Origin of the sequence: Mucilaginibacter ginkgonis, assembly GCF_009754905.2 — a bacterium.
Taxonomy (GTDB): Bacteria; Bacteroidota; Bacteroidia; order Sphingobacteriales; family Sphingobacteriaceae; genus Mucilaginibacter; species Mucilaginibacter ginkgonis.
Genome location: NZ_CP066775.1, coordinates 2,042,843 through 2,063,139, shown reverse-complemented (window position 1 = coordinate 2,063,139; position 20,297 = coordinate 2,042,843). Strand labels below are relative to the sequence as shown.

Here is a 20,297-nt window from a genome sequence, read left to right as displayed (position 1 = left end):
TACATGCACGAAGGCACCATCTACAACTTTGATGTAGAGCAGCTTAACGGAGAGAAAGCCAGCTTAGAAAAATTTAGAGATAAAGTACTCCTGATAGTAAACACCGCCTCGCAATGCGGGTTTACACCACAGATGGCCGACCTTGTTGAATTGAAAAAAGCAATGGCCGGTAAGGATTTTGAGATACTGGCGTTTCCTTCTAATGACTTTGGCAACCAGGAACCTTTAGAAGGAAACGGTTTACATGCTTTCTGCGAGAAGTTTGATGCCAACTTTCCGATGTTTAATAAGATGCGCGTCCGCGGACCGTATGCCGATCCGCTTTTTAAATTTTTATCGGACAAAAAACAAAATGGCAAAGTAGGGGCGGCACCTAAATGGAATTTTCACAAATACCTGATAGATAAGGACGGTAAAGTGCGTGACTTTTTTTACCCATTCACCAAGCCTAATACGACAAAGGTTAAAAAGAAAATAGAACAACTGCTTAATCAACCTGTATCCTTATGAAACTAGATATCCTTGTACTTGCCGCTCATCCGGACGACGCCGAATTAGGCTGTGCCGGAACCATTTTAAAGCATGCAGCGATGGGTTATAAGGTTGGTGTCATCGACCTCACCCGCGGCGAATTAGGCACACGGGGTTCTGCAGAGATCCGCGACAAGGAGGCTGCTGCAGCGGCAGAAATTTTAGGGTTAACTGTACGTGTTAACCTTAGCTTGCCCGATGGATTTTTTGAGAATAGCCGTGAGCATCAGCTGCCAATAATCTCTGCGATTAGACAGTATCGGCCCGAAATTGTAATTACGAACGCTTATCACGATCGTCATCCCGACCATGGCCGTGCCAATAAAATTGTTGAAGAGGCTTGCTTCCTTTCAGGCTTACGAAAAATAACTACAGAAATTGATGGCGCAGGCCAAACAGAATGGCGGCCAAAACAAGTATTGCACTTTATACAAGATCGCTACATTCATCCGGATATCGTAATCGATGTTACCGAGTTTTGGGAAAAGAAAATTGAAAGTATATATGCCTACGGCTCGCAGTTCCACAACCCTGAATGGGAAGACGAGCCGCAGACTTATATTTCCACACCGGAATTCATACACGTAATTGAAGCACGTGCCCGCGAGTTTGGGAAAAGCATCGGCGTAAAATTCGCCGAAGGTTTCACCTCACTTAATATATTAGGCGTAAACAGTTTGTTTGACCTTAAGCCTTAGCGCCCGGTTTCACGTACTCAAAGCGGTTGTTATCCTGACTGCGCAATCTCACTAATCGGTTTTCCTTTGCCAGTTTTAACAAGATGCCTGATAATTCTGAAGTCTTAAAGTTCGATTCGTAATGGTCATGGCAATACTCGGCAATGTCAGATATGGTACGCGCCTGGGTAAAGAAGTCGCTTGCCAGCAATTGGTATAAGATTTTGGTGGCGCCGGGTTTTTTCTTCACGTGTACATAGCCGCCATTGCCTGTTGCAGGCTTGCTCAGCCTTTTTTCGGCAGGGACATAACCTTCAGGACGATCTTCATCAACCATCAGGTCTAATAATTTCTCAATGATGCGCAGTTGTACTGCTTCAGATTTAAATGCATTCACAACATCAGTTATCTCTACTAACTGTTGCTTAAGTTTGTCTGTGTTTTTACTCATAGGGCCAGGGAGAAATATTACTTATAATTATATACTTGGTTCTAATTGAACTATCAACTATAGAGGTATAAGTTTATGAACGTGCAAGTATATGACGTTATTTTATAACATTAAATACAACGCGTACAAAAAACACAAAGTAGCAAGATTATTACACTATAGCAAAGCCAGTATATCACGCATCACAGCTAAGCCTTCGTCTATGTGGTTTTGATCCATGATGAGTGCCGGCCTAAATCTTATGCTCTTATCACCGCAGGCAAGAAACATCACATTTTTGTCCATGCCTATGCGTACAAATTTGTCCCGAACTGCCCCATTAGCGAAATCGAAAGCCGTAAGTAACCCCCGGCCACGAACATTGGTTATCGCATTATTCTCTTTTGAAATGTGTTTAAGCTGTCGCTGCAAATAATTGCCTACTTGTGCAGCATTGCTACACAGATTGTCGTCGGCAATGATTTCTAATATTTTTCCAGAGCGTACCATATCTGCAAGGTTGCCGCCCCAGGTTGAATTGATGCGCGATGGTATTTTAAAGACGTTATCTACAACCTCGTCCACCCGGTTACTTACTAAGATACCGCACACCTGCATTTTTTTGCCGAAGGCTAAAATGTCCGGCCGCGCTTTTTCTCCGAAATGTTCATGACACCAAAATTTACCTGTAAGGCCGACACCGGTTTGCACTTCGTCATATATCAGCATGGCCTCGTTCTCGTCGGCCAAAATGCGCAGTTGCTCTAAAAATTCCTGACGAATATGATTGTCGCCGCCTTCTGACTGGATAGGTTCAATGATAATTGCGCAAATGTCGTCGGGGTTATCCGCAAACGCCTTTTTAATCTCTGCTATAGATTTTGCCTCGCGGTCATAAAGCTCTTGCGGATTTGATTCTAGTGTTTCGAAATTGATATAAGGCGTACTGACCCTTGGCCAGTCGAATTGTGCGAACCACTTTGTTTTTACAGCTTTAGTATTAGTAAGGCTAAGGGTATACCCTGTGCGGCCATGAAACGCGTGTTCAAAATGTATTACCTTATGGCCTTTTTCTGTTTGGTAGCCTTTAGCAAAGTTCTTTTGTACTTTCCAGTCCATGGCGGTCTTTAGAGCGTTTTCTATCGCCAATGCGCCGCCGGAAATAAAAAAAGCATGTGGCAAATAATCAGGTATGCCAACTTTTTCAAACACAGATACAAAATTGGCGTACTGCTCTGTGTAAATGTCAGAGTTAGATGGATTGGTTAGTGCCGCTAATAAAAGGTCTTTTTTAAAGGCCTCGTCGTGCGCCATTTTAGGATGATTGTAACCTAATGGCACCGATGCAAAACAGGTAAAAAAATCGAGCAGTTTGCGATTATATTTAGAATCATAGATATAAACGCCTTGACTTTTTTCCATGTCAAACGTGAGATCAAAGCCGTCGGCAAGGATATGTTTGCTTAACACGGATTGTACATCGGCAGGTGAAATTTTTGGCTTGATCATAGGGATGGGCTTTAAACAAATCTACAAAAAAGCCTCAAAACAAACCGTTTTAGGCATATTTATACTCGTTTGTGAAAAGTATGTTTAAATAAACTAAACCTGTTTTTTGAACCGAAATGATTTTCGGTCGGTACTGAGCTATGTCAAAACTTATCGCGCATGCCGAGCAAACCTATCAATCCGCCTGTATGAATGGCAAGAATGCTGCTTTCGGGGGCAAAGGTATCGCGCTTTACCATGTCATAAAATGCGTACATCATTTTGCCGGTGTACACTGGTTCAATTAAAATACCTGTCCGCTCAATAAATGACTTTATGAAGTCTGTTAACTCTAGAGTCGTTTTTGCATAGCCGCCAAAATGATAATCGGTATGAAGTTCGTACCTGTATTTACCTTCGAGGTATCCGTCAATGTCATCTTTTAAAAATTCACCACCCTTTAAGGCCGATACCACGTGAATCTGGGTAGGCAGATCTTTAAGTCCGTTAAGGATGCCTGCTGCCGTAGTGCCTGTCCCTGCTGCGCAAAAGATATGGTCATAAACATTCGGAAATTCTGCAACCATTTCAGCGCATCCTCTTGCCCCCAGCGCGGATGCGCCGCCTTCGTCTATAAAGTAAGCTTTACTATCGCCTCCAAAATGCTTTTCGAAAAGTGCCGGTTTGTCGCGGTAGCTCTCCCTGTCAGTGAAGATCAATTGCATGCCATGCAAACGGCATAAAAAAAGCGTATCGTTTGTTACCTCCTCGCCGCGAACAAAGCCCGTACTCGTGAATCCAAATTTGGCTGCGGCTGCAGCTGTGGCGATGACGTGATTTGAGAAAGCGCCCCCGAATGTAACAAGGTGGTTCCGGCCGTTTTGTCGGGCATCGCAAAGCACATACTTTAATTTACGCCACTTGTTGCCGGAGATAAAAGTATGAATCATATCATCCCGTTTGATGAAAACCTTTAGACCCTTTGCGTCAAATAAATCGTCATGTATCTGCTCAACCGGGCTAGAGATCTCGTCAAATTCTATCATTAGAAACTTAGACCTATGCCTGCATTGGCCATGTTGTAGGATTGTGAAAGGCTATACGACGCATAAAACCGAAAGAAAGCCAGATCGAGCTGAAAACCTAAATCGCCGCGCACACCATCTACGTTTGAATTGGTTATGTTTACAGGGTTATTGTAAGAGGTGTAAAATTTCTGTCCTGTAACAGGTACCGCGCTTGACGTTATAGGGTAATTACCCAGTAAGCCAACCTCGGTTTTGGCAGTGTTGTAGCCAACAGCCACAAAAGGCGTAAACACCAGAAATTTCTTTGACAAAATCGCTTGCACTAAAAAGCTGTTGATGTGCCCGTCTATCTTCTGATTGCGGAAGTCTGTAGACTGCTGCGCGTTAAGCGGCTGCGCGCCACTTTCGGGTTGTACGTTAAGTCCTTTAGAGTAATTCAGCCTGCTGTACCCAAAAGCAACAGAAAGATCAAATGGCACAGGGTGTTTTAGCGAATTAAAATCCTGTGCAATATTATGTTTTAAACCAAAGCCAAACATACCAATTGTGCCGATATCATCACTGAATTTTACATCGGGAATATACCGAACGGTAACATCAGTGTTTTGCACAAGCCCTACCGTCGCCTGTAATTGAGGAGCCGCGGTAAAACTAAGCTGACCGGATGGCATATCAAATGAGGTCACTTTATTGCCGTTATCATCAAATACATTCATGGTTGGCCCGCTTAGGTTTTTGCTACCGTTAAATGTTTGGGCAATAGTAGCGCTACCTGCAGGTTGAACATGGTTTGACAAGCCAATTTTTGTTACGTCAAAAGACTTGTCTGATACCGGTGGAGTGATATACGACGCTGTAATGCGGACGTCGAAATGTAAGAAGCCTTTAGTTTTTGCAGTGTTGGTCCAGCCGCTGTTAAGACCGAAACCTAGTCCTTTAAAAAGGGGATTTGAGTATGCATTGATCAGTTTGGTTGCGTCTGCAGGGGTGGAACGGATCAGCTGGTCAAAGCCGTCCTGGGCACGTGCCCCAACGGCGATAAACATCAGAAATAAGAAAGCGTATAAATTTTTTTTCATATCAATAAGTTGAATTTGGTGATAAGTCTAAGTGAATGTGGGGTTTGTGACGCGAAATTATCACAAATTACGAGAATAATCAATTAAGGCTAAAAAAGGTATTTTTGCAGCAATGTCGCAACAACCCGAACTGATTGAGCAAGAAGAGCAGGACCTTTATGAGCATTTTCGCATAATAGTTGATAAAGGACAGTCATTATTGCGGGTTGATAAATTTTTGATGCACCGTATTGAAAATGCTACGCGCAGCCGTATCCAAAACGGTGTAGAGTTGGGTAACGTGCTGGTGAATGACAAAGCTATAAAATCCAGCTATAAGGTTAAGCCAAATGATGTAATCTCTGTGGTATTACCGCACCCGCCGCGCGATACAGAAGTTTATCCCGAAAATATACCGCTTAATATTGTTTACGAGGATGATGATGTGCTGGTGATCAATAAGCCGGCCGGTATGGTGGTACACCCCGGGTATAATAATTACAGCGGCACCCTGGTAAACGGGTTGGTATTTCATTTTCAGCAATTACCGGTGCTGCCGGGCAATGATGGCCGCCCCGGACTGGTACACCGCATTGACAAGGATACCTCAGGCTTGTTACTGATCAGCAAAAATGAACGTTCAATGGCCTGGCTGGCGCGCCAGTTTTATGAGCATACCATTGCCCGTAAATACGTGGCGTTGGTTTGGGGCGATATAGAAACAGACGGTACCGTTACAGGTTACATAGGCCGCAGCGTAAACGACAGACGCGTAATGTCTATTTATGATGATCCAGAAAAAGGAAAGTGGTCTGTAACCCATTATAAGGTCCTTGAGCGGTTAGGTTATGTAACTCTAATAGAGTGCCGCTTGGAAACTGGGCGTACGCACCAGATACGCGCCCATATGAAACACATTGGGCACCCGTTATTTGCCGATAATACCTACGGCGGCGACCGCATTATTAAAGGGACCGTGTTTGGCAAATACAAGCAATTTGTGGAGAATAACCTTGCATTAATGCCGGGCCAGGCGCTGCACGCGCAAACTCTTGGCTTTTTGCATCCATCAAAAAAAGAACGTATGAATTTTGAAGCGCCACTGCCACAGAACTTTGAAACAGTGATAGCCAGGTGGCGTAATTATATTGCAGTAAATACAAAAGCAAACGATTGATCTTTTTGTTATCGATACAATGAAGCCCCTTTTTATTGATCTGAACGGAGATATTTTACCTGCTGATACCAAAACTTTTACTGCTGCAAACCGCGCCTTCAGATACGGAGATGGTTTGTTTGAGAGTATGCGGATCATTAAAGGAGAATTAAAGTTTGCCGACCTGCATGCTGCCCGTTTAAAAGCGGGAATGAAAGCCCTTAAGCTGGACGGCTATTCGCAAATGGACGACTGGTTTATCCGAGAGAAAGCGAAGAAATTAGCCGCTACAAATAAGATAAAGAACGGAAGATTACGGTTGTCTGTTTTCCGCGATGCCGGCGGATTATACACACCATCTGGTAATAGGAGCGCTTATATACTGGAGATCGAGCCAATTATTGATGATACCTATGAGTTAAATAATCGCGGCCTGATCATGGACGTATATACAGAAGTGACTAAGCCCATAAATGCGTTGTCGAACTTCAAGACCAGCAACGCTTTGCTTTATGTTTTGGCCGGCATTTTTAAAACAGAAAACAAGCTTGACGAAGCATTTATCTTAAATCAAAATGGCTTCTTATGCGAAACCATCAGTGCTAATCTGTTTGTATGGTACCAGGAAAAACTTTACACTCCGGCTTTAACAGAGGGTTGCATCAGCGGGGTGATGCGCAATGTTGTAATCAAAATTGCGGTAAGTTTAAATATCCCTATGGTGGAAGCGCAGATAAATCCGCACATACTTTATGAAGCTGACGAGGTGTTCATCACCAACGCGTCTCGCGGTATTCAGTGGGTAATGGGCTTTGGCGTAAAGCGATATTTTAACCGCCTTAGCAAAATGTTGTCTGACGAGTTGAATAAATATAAAGAGTGATTATGTCAATAAAGCCTTTGTTGAAATCGCTGTCTCGACGCTATTCCATAAAGCCAACCTTTGTTGCAAAGCTTTAATAACTGCTGTTTCTGCTTCTGCCCATTTAGTATTGTCATCACCGCAAAGTTCGGCCGTCATCTCATAAGCCAGGTGCGAGTGGTGGTCGCCGTCGACTTCTATGTGGCGCTCTAAATAATACACCAGAATATCCGCCTTACCCGGGAACTGTTTGTTGAGCTCTTTTACCAGACTGATAAACATTCCGGGGATAAGATCCTCCCGGCCAAAAGTAAACACGGCAGCTATGACATGTGGTTTTTCGTCATTAATGACCTTGAACGTATTTTGCACAAAGCTTTTTACTCCTTCTGCAACACCGGCTTCTTCGAGTGCCATGTTAATGCCCGCGTGTTTTAGAAAATCAAGAAATGAGTTGATCTGCGCAGTGTTTGCACCGGCTTGCTCCATAGCCCGCAGGTATAGTTCAAAGTGGCTGCAACGGTTGCCGTTTTGGTCAACATCGCTCTCTTCACCGGCCACAATCTCATTAATCAAATAACGTGTATTGGCATCACCAACAGGCACCCAAGGTAACTTTACGCAGGTTAGGTTAATCTGAAGCGCCTTTAATAGAGACATGAAATCCCACACGGCGAAGATGTGGTGTTCCATAAAAACATGCAGATCCTTAAGCGAATTTATATGTGCATAAAGTGGGTGTTCTGTAAGTTTCTGACGGTGTATAGCAATTGCTTCTTTTAGCTTTTGAATTCCCGGGTGTACAGTGGCCATGTGCGTTTTATGAGCAGCAAAGATAAAGCGAATGTTTACTTCAAATAGTTGTAATTGAGTTGATGACGAACTTGTGAGGATTACAATTTTACGCCCCTTAAAAACTCGTCGATCTTCATTCGCTTCTTACCTTCCAGTTGTACATCTGAAAGGGAAATATAGCCATCCGCAGCAGCAAATTTCAGGTAAGTTTTATTATCAGTTTGATAGCTGCCTGATTTGTCTAATCCCGGTGAACTGTCTATGTCGGCTGCGTAAATTTTCAGAATTTTATTATTTAGTAACGTATATGCCACTGGGTAGGGGCTTAATCCGCGGATGAGATTGAATATGTGTTTAGTAGGTTTGTTCCAGTCTATTTGGCAATCTTCCTTAAATATCTTTGGCGCATGTTTCAGTTCTGATGCTGTGTGGACTGTAGCTTGCGGCAACTCTACATATCTGCCGCTTTCAACAGCTTTAACAGTTCTTACCAAAAGGCCTGCCCCTTTGTCCATCAACTTATCGTGCAACGTTCCTGCATCAAAACTATCATTCAATCTTACTTTCTCGGTGAAGAGAATATTTCCTGTATCAATGTCTTTCTGTAAAAAGAATGTGGTCACGCCTGTTTCTTGTTCGCCGTTGATAAGTACCCAATTAATTGGCGCGGCGCCACGATATTGTGGCAACAGAGACGCGTGCAGGTTGATCGTGCCTTTGGGCGGCATGTTCCAAACTACTTCCGGCAGCATCCTAAAGGCAACCACCACCTGCAAATCGGCCTTCAATGCCTTAAGCTGATCCAAAAATTCAGGATCGCGCAGTTTTTCGGGCTGAAGTATTTTCAAATGATTTGCTACCGCGAATTTTTTAACCGCAGATTGGGCCAACTTTTGTCCCCTGCCTGCAGGCTTGTCGGGCGCTGTTACCACGCCAACAATGTTGCAGCCTGCATCTATTAAGGCTTCTAAAGATGCTACAGCAAATTCGGGCGTGCCCATAAATACAATTCTCATAGTTTCGGCAAGATATGTGTATTCGTTATTAGTGTCTTACAGTTTATTTGCACGCTTACTCATAAAGTAAATATTTAGCGCGTATCTGTTTAAAAGCGTCCAGCCCGGGCTGCCATGTGCGCCTGATCTGGGCCTCTGTCAACCCGGATCTGATCTGTTTTTCCAATTCATCCGTACCAGCTAGTTTAGTAAAATAGGCGTTGAAGTAATGCGTTTGGTCAGGGTAGTTTTTATAAAGCAATATCAGCCAGTTCAAATTGATATGGCCGGATTTCTCCAGTTTCACCATATCATAATCGCGCAAATCTATTCCGTAGCAAAGGCGGTCTTTCAGTGGCGGGTTATCGCTTATACCAGGAATACTTTGCGGCGTAAAAGTAAATTTGTAAGTGCCTTTAAAGCCGGGGTGGCCAACAACAGTAAAAGGGTATTCGGTACCACGGCCAAGGCTCAAGACCGTGCCTTCAAAAAAGCAAATGCTTGGATAAAGTAAAATGCTTTGCGGTGTATTTAAATTTGGCGACGGGTTAATGGGTAGATTGTACAATTGCTTGTGGTTGTAGTTTGCCACCTTAATGATCTTAAGTTTGCATTGTGCTTTATTTTTAAGCCAACCTTCGCCATTTATCATTTGCGCGTACTCGCCAACAGTCATTCCATGAGCGACCGGTACAGGGTGCATACCAACAAACGAGCGGAAGGCGGTATCTAAAACCGGGCCATCAACTATGTTGCCGTTTGGATTTGGGCGATCAAGGATCATCAGCTCAATGTTGTTTTCGGCACAGGCCTCCATCACATAATGCAACGTGGATATGTAAGTGTAAAAACGCGCGCCCACGTCCTGTATATCGAAAATAATTATGTCGATGCCTTTAAGGTCATCAGCTGTTGGCTTAAAATGTTTGCCGTAAAGCGAGATAACCGACAATCCGGTCTTTTCATCAACAGCATCATTCACTTTAGCGCCTGCGCTGTTATTACCGCGAAAGCCGTGTTCGGGACCGAAAAACTTTTTAACATGGATGCCCAACTTTAGCAAACTATCCCCGCTTGGCGTAAGGCTTTTGCCGATAACAGACGTTTGATTAATAACCATCCCGACATTCTTACCCTTTAAGTACTCAACATAAAGTTCCGTTTGATCTGCACCCGGAATTATGTTAGAACTAAATTTCGGTTCTAAATGTAGACGGCTGCCGCGATGGTGCCGGCTTACCGAATGGTGTTGTGCATGCCGGTTAACTTTATGTTTTCGTTTTTGCTTCGCGTCTGCCAAAATACACAGGCAGATAAGAAAGGGCAAAAAGCAATATATCTTTCTCATTGTATAAATCTCAAAACAATTGCACGCGGGCTTGTTATAATAAGCAAAACCGCATATTTGCGAAAGTACTAAAACATATCCGATTTGAGTTTTTCGTCGTTTGTTGCCGCCCGCATTTCATTTAAATCTAAGCGTACCTTCTCTAAACTGATCGTCCGGATTGCGATCATTGGCATTATGCTGGGCTTAGGTGTAATGATACTTTCCCTGGCCATAGTGCGGGGTTTTAAAGAAGAGATCACCAACCGCGTTCGTGGTTTTTCGGGAGACATACAGATCATAAAATTCGACCTTAATAATTCTTTCGAGAACTCTCCTGTTGACGAAGATCCCGCTTTTATGCAGCGGGCATTAAAAGTCAATAATATCAAGCACATTGTGCCTTATGCTATAAAACCGGGAATTATTCGCGCTAACAATGAAATAGAGGGTGTAGTCATTAAAGGCATCGACAGCACCTATAACTGGGACTTCTTTAAAACCACCATGGTTAGCGGCAAGATCATTAATTTTAAAGATTCTGTCGCCTCCGATAAACAAATTCTTATATCGCAGCATACGGCAGACAGGCTCAAACTTAAGACAGGCGATAGCTTTATCATGTATTTTGTGCAGGAGCCGTTGCGCAAAAGAAAATTCACCATTGCAGGGATATTCAACACCGGTGTTGATGAGGTAGACAAGACTTATGTTATTGGCAGCCTTTCACTCATAAGGCGGCTAAACAACTGGAACCCGGCGGCAATTGGCGGGTACGAAGTACAGCTTAAGAATTTTGAGACCATACAATCCACATCTTACCAATTGGGCAACGTATTGCCAACAAAACTTAGGTTATACACTGTGAATGAAACTTACCCAACCATTTTTGAGTGGTTAAAGTTGTTGGATGTAAACGCGCAGATCATGTTGGTGCTAATGGTGGCAGTAGCGGTAATCAATATGATATCGGCATTGCTCATTATGATCCTTGAGCGAACAGCCATGATAGGCATGTTTAAAGCTTTCGGGGCAAGCAACTGGTCCATACAGCGCATATTTTTATATAATGCTGCCTACCTGGTAGGTGTGGGGCTGTTACTTGGCAATCTCTTCGGCATCGGCCTCGGGCTGTTTCAGTCGCAAACGCATTTCTTTAAGCTTGATCAGGCATCGTACTACATGAACTTTGTACCTGTAGCTATCCGCGCTACAGACGTTTTGCTTCTTAATGCCGGTACGCTGGCGGTTTGTCTGCTGGTGCTTATTGTGCCGTCTACCCTGGTAAGCCGGATATCTCCGGTCAAAGCTATCAGGTTTAAATAACTAAAAAAGCTTATAGTTAAGCCCCAATTGCAAATATTGGCTATATATTGTTCCTTGAATGGGGTAGCCAAAAGCGTCTTTATCGCGCCTTAAATTTATAAATCCATGCGCGTAACTTGCTGTAGCACCAAAACGGTGATAATTCACGCTAAATCCGGTTTTCAAGCGCCAGTCGGTGTCCTTAATATATGCTTGGGCGTTGCCTAAATAAACCACCGGCGGATGATAATAAAAATCATTTGTAATTTTTTGTTCTGTTTTGATCTCAGCTATGAACCCCGCTTCTGCACCCAGTAAAAAATCTACACTAACTTTTTTTCGTTTTAACCTGTAACCTAAAAGCGGACTAACGGATATTTCTTTAATTGTTGTGGTGCCCGTGCCTATAGAGGCATTATAATCATACAGAGGCGCAATAAAACTTGTAGCGCTTGAAGCACTAATGTTGCTGTAGAAATATAGAGGAGCATAAACAGAAGCGCTGCTTTTAAACACGTCATACGCAGAAGTAATATTAAACATGAATCCATCTTTATCAACCAATTTCAAATTGAGTTGAGCACCCAAACCTGCAGTGAGTTTTTTCCCGAATGTTTGGTTTGAGCCGCTATATACCTGCGTATTGCTGCCCGTGCCACCGTAGTTGTAAACGTTGCCACTAATTCCGGCAGTAAGCTCGAGTTTTTGCCCTTGTGCAATGTGAACCATCGCTAACATTCCCAAAAAAGAAAATAAACGTTTTATCATGTTTTATTTTTTTAAGTTACCTATACCAAATTTTAAGTTAATACCACTTGCACCAAACTGAATGTTTTGCGAGCCTTGCCCGCCAAGCGGATATTTTATGAACGGCTCAATTATGAGCCTGTTGTTCCCCACCGGATAACCGACACCAAATGAAAAGTTAAGCGTACGGGCGAAATTAAATGCGCTGAAATGACCGGTGCTGTTGGTCTGAGTAGACGGCGCAGAACCGGAGAAGCTGTTGAACTGTACTGTGGAAATGTACGTTTCATTGATGAACGTACCGGAGCTAAAACCCGCTGAAATAAATGCGTCAGTTTTTGTAGGGCTAATCTGATATTTTAAATTGACCGGTATATCCAGCCCAAGCAAACTTGCCCTGTAGTTATTCACCGATGCGTTGACACCTAAGAATGACGTATTCGCTGTGCTTAAACTTGCAGCGGCCGGATCTGCACTTATTGCATAAGTTGCTGCAGCTGATGCTAGGTGTGTGGGAACGGAGCCATTTTCATAGCTTAACGTATTTTGAGCGATCGCTATTCCCGTAGAAAATTTAAAGTTTTTACCGAGTTTAAAATCAGTAGTAACGCCTGCGCCAACGTTTACTTGCGCATTACTACCTTTGGCATAATTAAAGTAGGTTGCAGCGTAAGGGCTCACAGAAACCAGGCTCCCTTTTTGGTTTTTCAAATTAATATCGGGCGTCTTAGCCTGACGCGACTTATCATCAGCCATCATTTTCAAAACCGGGTCAGCGGGTTTGATGTTATTAAGAGGCTTTTCTGTTGCGGCTAAGGCAACTTTAGTTGCCTGGCTATCTGTAGTTACTTTGCGGGCAACAGCAACACCGCTATAAGCATCTGCTGGCTGAGCATCATTTACCTTTAAAGATGTCGCAATGTTCCTTTCGATGGTGGGGGGGATCTCTTCTGATTTGGATCTCAGCTTCGTTCTGTATGGCGAAATTTTAAAGCTACTCGCTGTTAAATTTTGATAATCCTTATATCGGTCCGCTACGTGATTTACGGTTGGTTTAGTAACCGTGCTAACATGATGACTGGTATGCCGCTGGGTTACAGCGCCTGCAAGTTTAATGGAATCAGCACCAGACAGGCTTGTATAAGTTTGTATTTTGTGTAGCTGCTTTGATGGGTGATGGGCTACCGGTTGGGAGGTTGGCTTAGTAAACCAAAACAATGCAATGAACATAAGCAGAACTGCTGCTGCACTATACCACCAAAAAACGCTCTTGTCTCTTTCTTTCTCCGGGAATTTTTCGCGCAGTAAAGCCCAACCCTCATTAGCAAAGGCATCATTGTAGTTGTCAAAGACATCAACAACGCGGTTTTTAAGTTCTTTATCTAACTGCTCGCTCATGCGCGGGTTGCTTCTGTTTTAATTATCGTTCTAAGTTTTTCTTTCGCCCTGCTCAAGTACACTCTTGATGAACTTGCCGGAATGTTGAGTGCTGATGCTATTTCTTCATGATCATATCCATCTATCTCATACATATTAAAAATGGTACGGTGCAAAACCGGCAACGTGCCCATAAAGGCGAGAATGTCGGCGGCACTTAAATTGGCAATGATGTTGTGGGGCGCAGCAACCGTCACGGCGTCATCCAGTTCCAAGTTTAGCTGATGCTTCATGTCCTTACGGCGACGGTCTATAGCTGTATTCACAACTATAGTCCGCAGCCACGCTTTAAAAGCTTTATTAACGTCGTAGTTGTTGATTGACTTAAAGATCTTTATAAAAGCGTCGTTCACTGCTTCCATGGCATCGTCCCGATTATAACTATAGCGCAAACTCACGCCCATGGCGTAGCCATAGAACCGCTTATACAGTATCTCCTGATGTTTAAGACTGTTCTTTTTACATTGACTGATCAGTACTTCATCAGCAATGTCCCGGTTGTCACGCATTAATATTGGTCAGGATCTGGTGCCGATGTTGTTTCTTTTAGGCCTTACGGACAAAAGGGTAAAAATGATACAAAAGACTTAAAATATTTTATTGGGCGTTGCAAAGCAATAAAAAACCCCGCCCATTGAAAGGGGCAGGGCTAAATATCAAGCATTGTAGCTTATTGTTTCTTTAAATCGTACTGATAAAAAATGCTATCGACAGAGCTTGTGGGGTTTGCCATCTTAAATACAGAACCATCAAACACGTAAGCATATGTGCCTGCTAAATGTGTTTTTACAGGTGTGCCCGTTTTTGGATAAGTACTATCTACAAAATAGATAAAGCCGGTAGTCACTTGAAACGCTCCCTTACTGCCCGCATGTATAGTAGTGGTATCGGCGGTAACTTTATAACCACTATCAGTTGACATGGTCATTCGAAAATTAGCTTTCATAGTATCCATTTTTCCGGACGTCATGTTTTTGTGGATTTTTCTAAACTGGCCGGTAAAAATCCCTGTTGGTACAGTTATTTGATTTGGGGTGTCGTTTGAATTTGACGGTAAGCAGCTACCAAAAAACATTGCCGCAAATGGCAATACGAATAATAATTTACGCATAGACTTCAATTTTTTACAGTTACGTGCTTAAAAGCTTAAACGCAACACATGTGATCTTATTTTATAACTTTTTTGCTTCGTTCCAGTAGACATCCATTTCGGCGAGGGTCATATCATGCAGATCTTTGTTAGCCGCTTTTGCCTGCGCCTCGAGATGTTTAAACCGTTTGATAAATTTTAAATTTGTTTTCTCAAGCGCATTCTCCGGATTTATGTCTACAAACCTTGCAAAGTTAATTAATGAAAATAGTAAATCGCCAAACTCGCCTTCAGCCCGTTCCGCGTCGATCGGCTCGTCGTCCTGCCTGTTAAATTCCGCTTTAAATTCATTTAGTTCTTCTTCAACCTTTTCCCAAACCTGGCTTTTGTTTTCCCAGTCGAAACCTACTCCACGGGCCTTCTCTTGGATCCGCGATGCTTTCACCAACGCGGGCAGGGAAGAAGGTACCCCGCCAAGAACGGACACATTCCCTTTTTCTTTAAGCTTAATTTTTTCCCAGTTGCGTTTTACTGCGGCCTCATCATCGGCTTGTTCGTCGCTGTAAATATGCGGGTGGCGATTTATCAGTTTATCGCAAATGCCATTAAGAACGTCAGTAATATTAAACTGATTGGTCTCTGAAGCAATTCGCGCGTAAAACACCAGGTGCAGCATAATATCGCCCAACTCTTTACGCACCTCATCGGTATCCCCGGATAGGATAGCATCAGAAAGTTCGTAAGTTTCTTCGATGGTAAGGTGGCGCAGACTTTCCATAGTTTGCTTTTTATCCCATGGGCAATTTTCGCGCAGATCATTCATGATGGTTAGCAGTCGCTCGAACGAGCCGGCGGCCGTAGCAGAACTTACAGGAGGGGTGAGTGCCATGGTGTAAAGTTAGTTATTTGTAACCAAGTTAATGGTTATTGGCTTGCTTGTGATAACAGCAAAGGCCATCATTAAAAGACAACTACACCTTACTCAATCAGCTATTCACTAATTTGTTGCTCTGAGCATCTCACGCTTACCGGCCGCGCCGGGAAGTTTTTCGATTTTAAAGCCAAGGCCTTTTAACATGCGTTTTAGATCGCCGGTGATTGCGTAGGTAACAAGCACACCACCCGGTTTCAGAAATTTCACTGTGTGGCTTATGGCTTCGGCGTTCCACATTTCTGGTTGATGCGCAGCGGCAAATGCATCAAAGTAAATAATGTCAAAAAGCTGCGCGCTACTAAATTTCAGCAACTCGACAGGAGCGATATTCAGCTTTATCTTTTGAGCAATCTCAGTGTTAGACTGAAACGCATGGAGATATTTGTCCAAAAAATTTTGCCAAATGTCAGTTGACAGATATTGGTCGTAACCTGTCTGTCCGATCAATTGTTTACTAAGGGGATAGGCTTCAATTCCAACATAATTTAAGTTAACATTGGTTTTTATGCAATGATTAGCACTAAGCAAAAAGTTAAGCCTTGTGCCGAAACCAACTTCAAGAATATTTACCCCAGATGCGCCGCTAACTGATAAGAAATATTGTAAACCAGCCTCTACAAAAACATGCCTGCTCTCTTGCAGGGCACCATTGCGCGAGTGGTAATGTTCGCCAACCTGCTCATTCCAAATGGTTTTAGACCCGTCAGCAGTGTCAACTATTTTTAATGTCTGATCCAATTTACAGGTACGCTGATATGGCCTCGCCCAGGTCATAAACCGGGACCGTAGTTATCTGAGATGCAATAATACTGCTCGCTGTTGCCGAGCGGTAACCTGCGGCGCAGTGTACTACAATGGATTTTTCTGTAGGTATACTGTCTATTCGTTGGCGTAGTTCCGGCAAAGGAATAGTTACCGCATTGCTAAACACTAATTTCTCGTTGATCTCGTTCCAGTTGCGAACATCAACAATCGTATATGTATCTGGATTGGCATTAAAATCAGAATGATCTAACTCAGGCGATTGGTAGGTTGAATTGTCCGGTCGTAATAAAGCGCCGGCAATGTTTTTTTCGTAACCTATCTTAGCTGTGCGGGCGATAGCATTATTTAGATTTTCTTCGCTGTCAGCTATCAGGTAAAAGCGCTCATCGGTATTTAGCACTGACCCCAACCACGTTTCAAATTTGCCGTTAAGCTGTATGTTGAAGGCGCCCTTTAGGTGGCCGCTTTTAAAATCCCGCTCGGTGCGGGTATCTACCACTACGACACCTTCTGTCAAACGGGCATTGTTCGACAATCTTGGAACTGCTGCAACAGCGGCTTTAAAATCAGGCGCGCCGTTCTTATTAAGCTCTACATCGTAGCCAAAATATTGCGGCATAAATGGCTGATCAGACGTCATTAGCTTAATAAACTGTAACTCGTCCATCAGTTGTAAAGCATAATTCTCGCGCAGTTCTTTACCTATGGTTGTCTGCAGGTAAGGGCTCATGCTTTTACCGCACAGCGAGCCGGGTCCATGCGCCGGATACACTACGGTATCCTCAGGTAATTGCATCAATTTATTGCGCGTACTTTGATACAGGCTTCGTGCCAGTTCTTCTTTCTTAGCCGTGATGTTGCCGGCGTTTTCCCGTAAGTCGGGGCGGCCTAAATCTCCTGCAAATAGCGTGTCACCGGTAAAGATCGTCGTCAGCTGGCCGCCTTCATCTTCCAGTAAAATACATATCGAGTCAGGGGAGTGGCCGGGCGTATTGATAGCTTTTAAGGTGATATCACCCAATCTAATTTCGTCGCCTTCATCAAAAGTCTGGTGCGGGTAATTGGCTCCTGCCAGTTTACTTACATAAATAGTTGCACCGGTTTGTTTGTGAATTTCTAAATGCGAACTAACAAAATCTGCGTGTGGGTGAGTTTCTATTACACCGGTTATGTCTACCTCGTGCTGGAACGCCATGTCATAATAAGGCTGCGGGTTGCGCATGGGGTCTATAACCATCATCTTGCCTGCGCTGATAATTGCATAAGATGCATGTGCTAGGCTTTTGTCGTAAAACTGGTGTATGAACATCTACGACAAAGATAAAGGTTTAGAAAATCTACGCGGCATGGTTTAGTGAACAATAAAAAAGCCGCCCCATTTATCGGGGCGGCTTTGGATTTAAAAATTAAGATAATGGTTATTACCAGATCTTAATACGGTCTGCCGGTGCTTTGTAAAGCTTATCACCCGGTTTAACATCAAACGCGGTATACCATGCATCTATGTTCGTCAATGGCGCGTTGGCACGATATTGTTCAGGAGAGTGCGGGTCTGTCAAAATGCGTGATGCAGCAGTTTCGGGGCGCTGTTTGCTACGCCACACTTGTGCCCAAGACAAGAAGAAACGCTGATCTGGTGTAAAACCGTCGATCTTAGTATTGCTGTGTCCTTCTTTAGTTTTCTTAAATGCTTCGTACGCGATATTTAAACCACCAAGATCGGCAAGGTTCTCGCCTAAAGTAAGGCGGCCTTTAACATGAATGGTATCCAAAACCGTGAATTGGTCGTATTGATTTACCACTAAATCGGCACGGGTTTTAAACTTGTCCGCGTCAGCTTTGGTCCACCAGTCGCGCAGCGTGCCATCGGCATCAAACTGTCGGCCCTGGTCATCAAAACCGTGGGTCATTTCGTGACCTATTACCGCGCCTATACCGCCATAATTAACCGCGTCATCCGCGCCAAAATCAAAGAACGGGAACTGCAATATCCCTGCAGGGAAGGTGATCTCGTTATTTGTAGGGCTGTAGTTGGCGTTAACCGTCGGCGGCGTCATGTTAAAACGTTTCTCGTAAGGTTTGCCCAAGTGGCTAATGCTTTCGTTATAACGCCATTGCGATAACCTGCGCAAGTTGCCTGCATAGTCATCACGTGTAAACGTTAAGCCGGGGTAGGTTTGCCATTTATCCGGGTAAGCGATCTTTACACCAAACGCAGACAGTTTTTTAAGCGCGCGTTGTTTGGTTTCGTCGCTCATCCAATCAAGGCGTTTAATACGGTCGCCCAAAGTGATCTTCAGGTTATTTACCAGGTTCACCATATAGATTTTAGCCGCAGGCGGGAAATATTTTTCGATGTAAAGCTGGCCCAACAAATCGCCGATGCTGCCGTCAACCAAAGCGGCAACACGCTCTGTGCGCGGTGCCTGCACTTGCTGGCCGCTTAGCACGCTGCTGTAAGCAAAGCTTGCTTTAACAAAAGGCGAGCTCAGTGTATTAGCCGAATTACGCAGTATCTCCCAGGTAAGGTAGGTTTTCCAATCGTCCACAGAGATCTGTGTAAGAATGTTATCAGCGCTTCTAAAGAACTCCGGCTGGCGTACAAGCACGCTATCCTGGCCGTTCACCTTCATTTGCGGCATCAGCACAGCCCAGTTTAAGTGAGGTGTGGTGGCACTAAAATCGGCGACAGAAAATTTGTTGTAGGTTTTGTTAGGGTCGCGCATGGCAATACGGCTCATTTGAGCGCCGGCCAATTGCTTCTCTATGTTGAAAACGGTCTCGGCATTACGTTGCGATGCTGCAGCGCCTGTGCCTGTAAGTTGGAATAGGGTAGAGATGTATTGTTTAAAAGCAGTCTGTACTTTTTGGTTACGCGCGTTATCTACCAGGTAGTAATCACGGTCGGGCAGGCTGGTGCCGCCCTGGTTAAAGCTTACAATGTAGCGGGTAACATGCTTAGGGTCCTGGCCTACACCAAACCCGAACAGCGGGCTGCCCAAAGCATTTGCACGCTCATAAGTGATTTCATTTATTACACCACTGAGGTTAAATATCTTGCTGATGCGCTCCAGATCAGGTTTTATCGGATCGTAACCGCGGCGCTCAATTGCAGCAGTATCCATTCCGCTATTGTAAAGATCGCCTACACGTTGTTTAACGCTGCCTTTTGGATAGGTTTTACCGCCTGCATCTTTCAGGATCGTCAATACTCTTTCGGTATTTGCCTGGTGCAAAATGCTGAATGAGCCCCAACGGGTTTCTTTTTGCGGGATCTCGTTTCTTTGAAGCCAGGTACCGTTAGCATATTCATAAAAATTGTCGCCAGGTCTTACACTTGGGTCCATGTTGGCCTTGTCGATGTACTTCCGGGGCGCAGGTTTCTTAGGGGCATTCTCAATGCCGCCTGCAAACGCGTTTGCAGACAGACATACCGCTGCCGCAATGGTTAGTTTAGTTATGGGTGATCTCATCATTTAGTTGTTAAAAGGGTTTCAATTAACTACTTATAAGGCAGTAATGCAAGTAACTAAACTGTTACCTTTTGTATAGTCGGTCAGTGAGGGCATTAGGGAGTTGGTGAATAAGTGATTGAGTGGTATAATATCAAATGGGTTTTATTACCGAATTAAAATTCCCCTTTAGGGGGATTAAGGGGGTTTTGTTATTTTT

General features: G+C 43.8%; 20 protein-coding genes. 5 read left to right on the top strand and 15 right to left on the bottom strand.

Annotated elements, in window-relative coordinates; translation table 11 throughout:
- Nucleotides 1-3 precede the first annotated feature (3 nt).
- Both GO620_RS09605 and bshB1 read left to right on the top strand, forming a co-directional pair.
- Entirely contained in the window at nt 4-510 is a 507-nt protein-coding gene (locus GO620_RS09605; protein ID WP_157526114.1) for a glutathione peroxidase, read from the top strand.
- Complete coding sequence (gene bshB1, locus GO620_RS09600) at nt 507-1,229, top strand: bacillithiol biosynthesis deacetylase BshB1 (RefSeq protein WP_157526112.1); 723 nt, start codon at nt 507-509, stop codon at nt 1,227-1,229. Before GO620_RS09605 ends, bshB1 begins: the two co-directional genes overlap by 4 nt.
- Here bshB1 and GO620_RS09595 read toward each other — a convergent pair.
- The 4 genes from GO620_RS09595 to GO620_RS09580 all read right to left on the bottom strand — a co-directional run bounded on the left by GO620_RS09595 (nt 1,219) and on the right by GO620_RS09580 (nt 5,233).
- Nucleotides 1,219-1,659, bottom strand: coding sequence for a hypothetical protein (locus GO620_RS09595; RefSeq protein ID WP_157526110.1), 441 nt, complete (start codon nt 1,657-1,659; stop codon nt 1,219-1,221). The genes bshB1 and GO620_RS09595 overlap by 11 nt on opposite strands.
- Nucleotides 1,660-1,815: 156 nt before the next feature.
- Nucleotides 1,816-3,147, bottom strand: coding sequence for an L-lysine 6-transaminase (lat, locus tag GO620_RS09590; RefSeq protein WP_157526108.1), 1,332 nt, complete (start codon nt 3,145-3,147; stop codon nt 1,816-1,818).
- Between the two features lie 143 nt (nt 3,148-3,290).
- Complete coding sequence (locus GO620_RS09585; RefSeq protein WP_157526106.1) at nt 3,291-4,172, bottom strand: 1-aminocyclopropane-1-carboxylate deaminase/D-cysteine desulfhydrase; 882 nt, start codon at nt 4,170-4,172, stop codon at nt 3,291-3,293.
- Nucleotides 4,172-5,233 carry a DUF6588 family protein gene (locus GO620_RS09580; protein WP_157526104.1) on the bottom strand — a complete coding sequence of 354 codons (1,062 nt, stop codon included), beginning with the start codon at nt 5,231-5,233 and terminating at the stop codon, nt 4,172-4,174. Before GO620_RS09580 ends, GO620_RS09585 begins: the two co-directional genes overlap by 1 nt.
- A gap of 112 nt (nt 5,234-5,345) precedes the next feature.
- Between GO620_RS09580 and GO620_RS09575 the strand changes: the two genes are divergently transcribed.
- Nucleotides 5,346-6,389 carry an RluA family pseudouridine synthase gene (locus GO620_RS09575; RefSeq protein ID WP_157526102.1) on the top strand — a complete coding sequence of 348 codons (1,044 nt, stop codon included), beginning with the start codon at nt 5,346-5,348 and terminating at the stop codon, nt 6,387-6,389.
- Nucleotides 6,390-6,408: 19 nt separating this feature from the next.
- The gene (locus GO620_RS09570; protein ID WP_157526100.1) at nt 6,409-7,251 is read left to right on the top strand and encodes an aminotransferase class IV; all 843 of its coding nucleotides are present in this window, start codon (nt 6,409-6,411) and stop codon (nt 7,249-7,251) included.
- Here the strand turns inward: GO620_RS09570 and GO620_RS09565 are convergent, their stop codons facing one another.
- The 3 genes from GO620_RS09565 to GO620_RS09555 form a co-directional block, all read right to left on the bottom strand.
- Nucleotides 7,252-8,043 (bottom strand): DUF3050 domain-containing protein, encoded by a 792-nt coding sequence (locus tag GO620_RS09565; RefSeq protein WP_157526098.1) that lies wholly within the window; start codon nt 8,041-8,043, stop codon nt 7,252-7,254.
- An 80-nt stretch (nt 8,044-8,123) separates the two neighbouring features.
- Complete coding sequence (fmt, locus tag GO620_RS09560) at nt 8,124-9,041, bottom strand: methionyl-tRNA formyltransferase (RefSeq protein ID WP_198173592.1); 918 nt, start codon at nt 9,039-9,041, stop codon at nt 8,124-8,126.
- A 55-nt stretch (nt 9,042-9,096) separates the two neighbouring features.
- A complete protein-coding gene (locus GO620_RS09555; protein WP_157526096.1) occupies nt 9,097-10,368 on the bottom strand; it encodes an exo-beta-N-acetylmuramidase NamZ family protein in 1,272 nt (423 codons plus the stop codon).
- Nucleotides 10,369-10,452: 84 nt separating this feature from the next.
- On the opposite strand from GO620_RS09555, the gene GO620_RS09550 reads away from it, so the two are divergent.
- On the top strand, nt 10,453-11,673 hold the full coding sequence (locus GO620_RS09550) for an ABC transporter permease (protein WP_157526094.1): 1,221 nt from the start codon (nt 10,453-10,455) through the stop codon (nt 11,671-11,673).
- On the opposite strand, the gene GO620_RS09545 is transcribed toward GO620_RS09550, so the two are convergent.
- The 8 genes from GO620_RS09545 to GO620_RS09510 all read right to left on the bottom strand — a co-directional run bounded on the left by GO620_RS09545 (nt 11,674) and on the right by GO620_RS09510 (nt 20,098).
- Entirely contained in the window at nt 11,674-12,420 is a 747-nt protein-coding gene (locus GO620_RS09545; RefSeq protein WP_157526092.1) for an outer membrane beta-barrel protein, read from the bottom strand. It lies immediately after the preceding gene.
- 3 nt (nt 12,421-12,423) lie between these two features.
- Complete coding sequence (locus GO620_RS09540; RefSeq protein ID WP_157526090.1) at nt 12,424-13,797, bottom strand: hypothetical protein; 1,374 nt, start codon at nt 13,795-13,797, stop codon at nt 12,424-12,426.
- Nucleotides 13,794-14,345 carry an RNA polymerase sigma factor gene (locus tag GO620_RS09535; RefSeq protein WP_157526088.1) on the bottom strand — a complete coding sequence of 184 codons (552 nt, stop codon included), beginning with the start codon at nt 14,343-14,345 and terminating at the stop codon, nt 13,794-13,796. Before GO620_RS09535 ends, GO620_RS09540 begins: the two co-directional genes overlap by 4 nt.
- Nucleotides 14,346-14,506: 161 nt before the next feature.
- Complete coding sequence (locus tag GO620_RS09530; protein WP_157526086.1) at nt 14,507-14,947, bottom strand: hypothetical protein; 441 nt, start codon at nt 14,945-14,947, stop codon at nt 14,507-14,509.
- A gap of 61 nt (nt 14,948-15,008) precedes the next feature.
- Nucleotides 15,009-15,815, bottom strand: coding sequence for a nucleoside triphosphate pyrophosphohydrolase (mazG, locus tag GO620_RS09525; RefSeq protein ID WP_157526084.1), 807 nt, complete (start codon nt 15,813-15,815; stop codon nt 15,009-15,011).
- A 108-nt stretch (nt 15,816-15,923) separates the two neighbouring features.
- A complete protein-coding gene (gene mnmD / locus GO620_RS09520) occupies nt 15,924-16,598 on the bottom strand; it encodes a tRNA (5-methylaminomethyl-2-thiouridine)(34)-methyltransferase MnmD (protein ID WP_244139393.1) in 675 nt (224 codons plus the stop codon).
- A 1-nt stretch (nt 16,599) separates the two neighbouring features.
- Nucleotides 16,600-17,934, bottom strand: coding sequence for a rhodanese-like domain-containing protein (locus GO620_RS09515; RefSeq protein ID WP_157526080.1), 1,335 nt, complete (start codon nt 17,932-17,934; stop codon nt 16,600-16,602).
- 112 nt (nt 17,935-18,046) lie between these two features.
- Nucleotides 18,047-20,098: a M13 family metallopeptidase gene (locus tag GO620_RS09510; RefSeq protein ID WP_244139392.1), complete on the bottom strand. Its 2,052-nt coding sequence runs from the start codon at nt 20,096-20,098 to the stop codon at nt 18,047-18,049.
- Between the last annotated feature and the right edge of the window lie 199 nt (nt 20,099-20,297).

Excerpts from the sequence above, each read along its gene's own strand:
- GO620_RS09605 (WP_157526114.1), top strand. The coding sequence starts at position 4 with ATGCACGAAGGCACCATCTACAACTTTGATGTAGAGCAGCTTAACGGA.
- GO620_RS09580 (WP_157526104.1), bottom strand. The coding sequence starts at position 5,233 with ATGAAAAAAAATTTATACGCTTTCTTATTTCTGATGTTTATCGCCGTT.
- mazG (WP_157526084.1), bottom strand. The coding sequence starts at position 15,815 with ATGGCACTCACCCCTCCTGTAAGTTCTGCTACGGCCGCCGGCTCGTTC.
- GO620_RS09515 (WP_157526080.1), bottom strand. The coding sequence starts at position 17,934 with ATGTTCATACACCAGTTTTACGACAAAAGCCTAGCACATGCATCTTAT.
- lat (WP_157526108.1), bottom strand. The coding sequence starts at position 3,147 with ATGATCAAGCCAAAAATTTCACCTGCCGATGTACAATCCGTGTTAAGC.
- GO620_RS09535 (WP_157526088.1), bottom strand. The coding sequence starts at position 14,345 with ATGCGTGACAACCGGGACATTGCTGATGAAGTACTGATCAGTCAATGT.
- GO620_RS09545 (WP_157526092.1), bottom strand. The coding sequence starts at position 12,420 with ATGATAAAACGTTTATTTTCTTTTTTGGGAATGTTAGCGATGGTTCAC.
- GO620_RS09595 (WP_157526110.1), bottom strand. The coding sequence starts at position 1,659 with ATGAGTAAAAACACAGACAAACTTAAGCAACAGTTAGTAGAGATAACT.
- GO620_RS09565 (WP_157526098.1), bottom strand. The coding sequence starts at position 8,043 with ATGGCCACTGTACACCCGGGAATTCAAAAGCTAAAAGAAGCAATTGCT.
- fmt (WP_198173592.1), bottom strand. The coding sequence starts at position 9,041 with ATGAGAATTGTATTTATGGGCACGCCCGAATTTGCTGTAGCATCTTTA.
- GO620_RS09530 (WP_157526086.1), bottom strand. The coding sequence starts at position 14,947 with ATGCGTAAATTATTATTCGTATTGCCATTTGCGGCAATGTTTTTTGGT.
- GO620_RS09540 (WP_157526090.1), bottom strand. The coding sequence starts at position 13,797 with ATGAGCGAGCAGTTAGATAAAGAACTTAAAAACCGCGTTGTTGATGTC.
- bshB1 (WP_157526112.1), top strand. The coding sequence starts at position 507 with ATGAAACTAGATATCCTTGTACTTGCCGCTCATCCGGACGACGCCGAA.
- GO620_RS09585 (WP_157526106.1), bottom strand. The coding sequence starts at position 4,172 with ATGATAGAATTTGACGAGATCTCTAGCCCGGTTGAGCAGATACATGAC.
- GO620_RS09575 (WP_157526102.1), top strand. The coding sequence starts at position 5,346 with ATGTCGCAACAACCCGAACTGATTGAGCAAGAAGAGCAGGACCTTTAT.
- GO620_RS09510 (WP_244139392.1), bottom strand. The coding sequence starts at position 20,098 with ATGAGATCACCCATAACTAAACTAACCATTGCGGCAGCGGTATGTCTG.
- GO620_RS09555 (WP_157526096.1), bottom strand. The coding sequence starts at position 10,368 with ATGAGAAAGATATATTGCTTTTTGCCCTTTCTTATCTGCCTGTGTATT.
- GO620_RS09570 (WP_157526100.1), top strand. The coding sequence starts at position 6,409 with ATGAAGCCCCTTTTTATTGATCTGAACGGAGATATTTTACCTGCTGAT.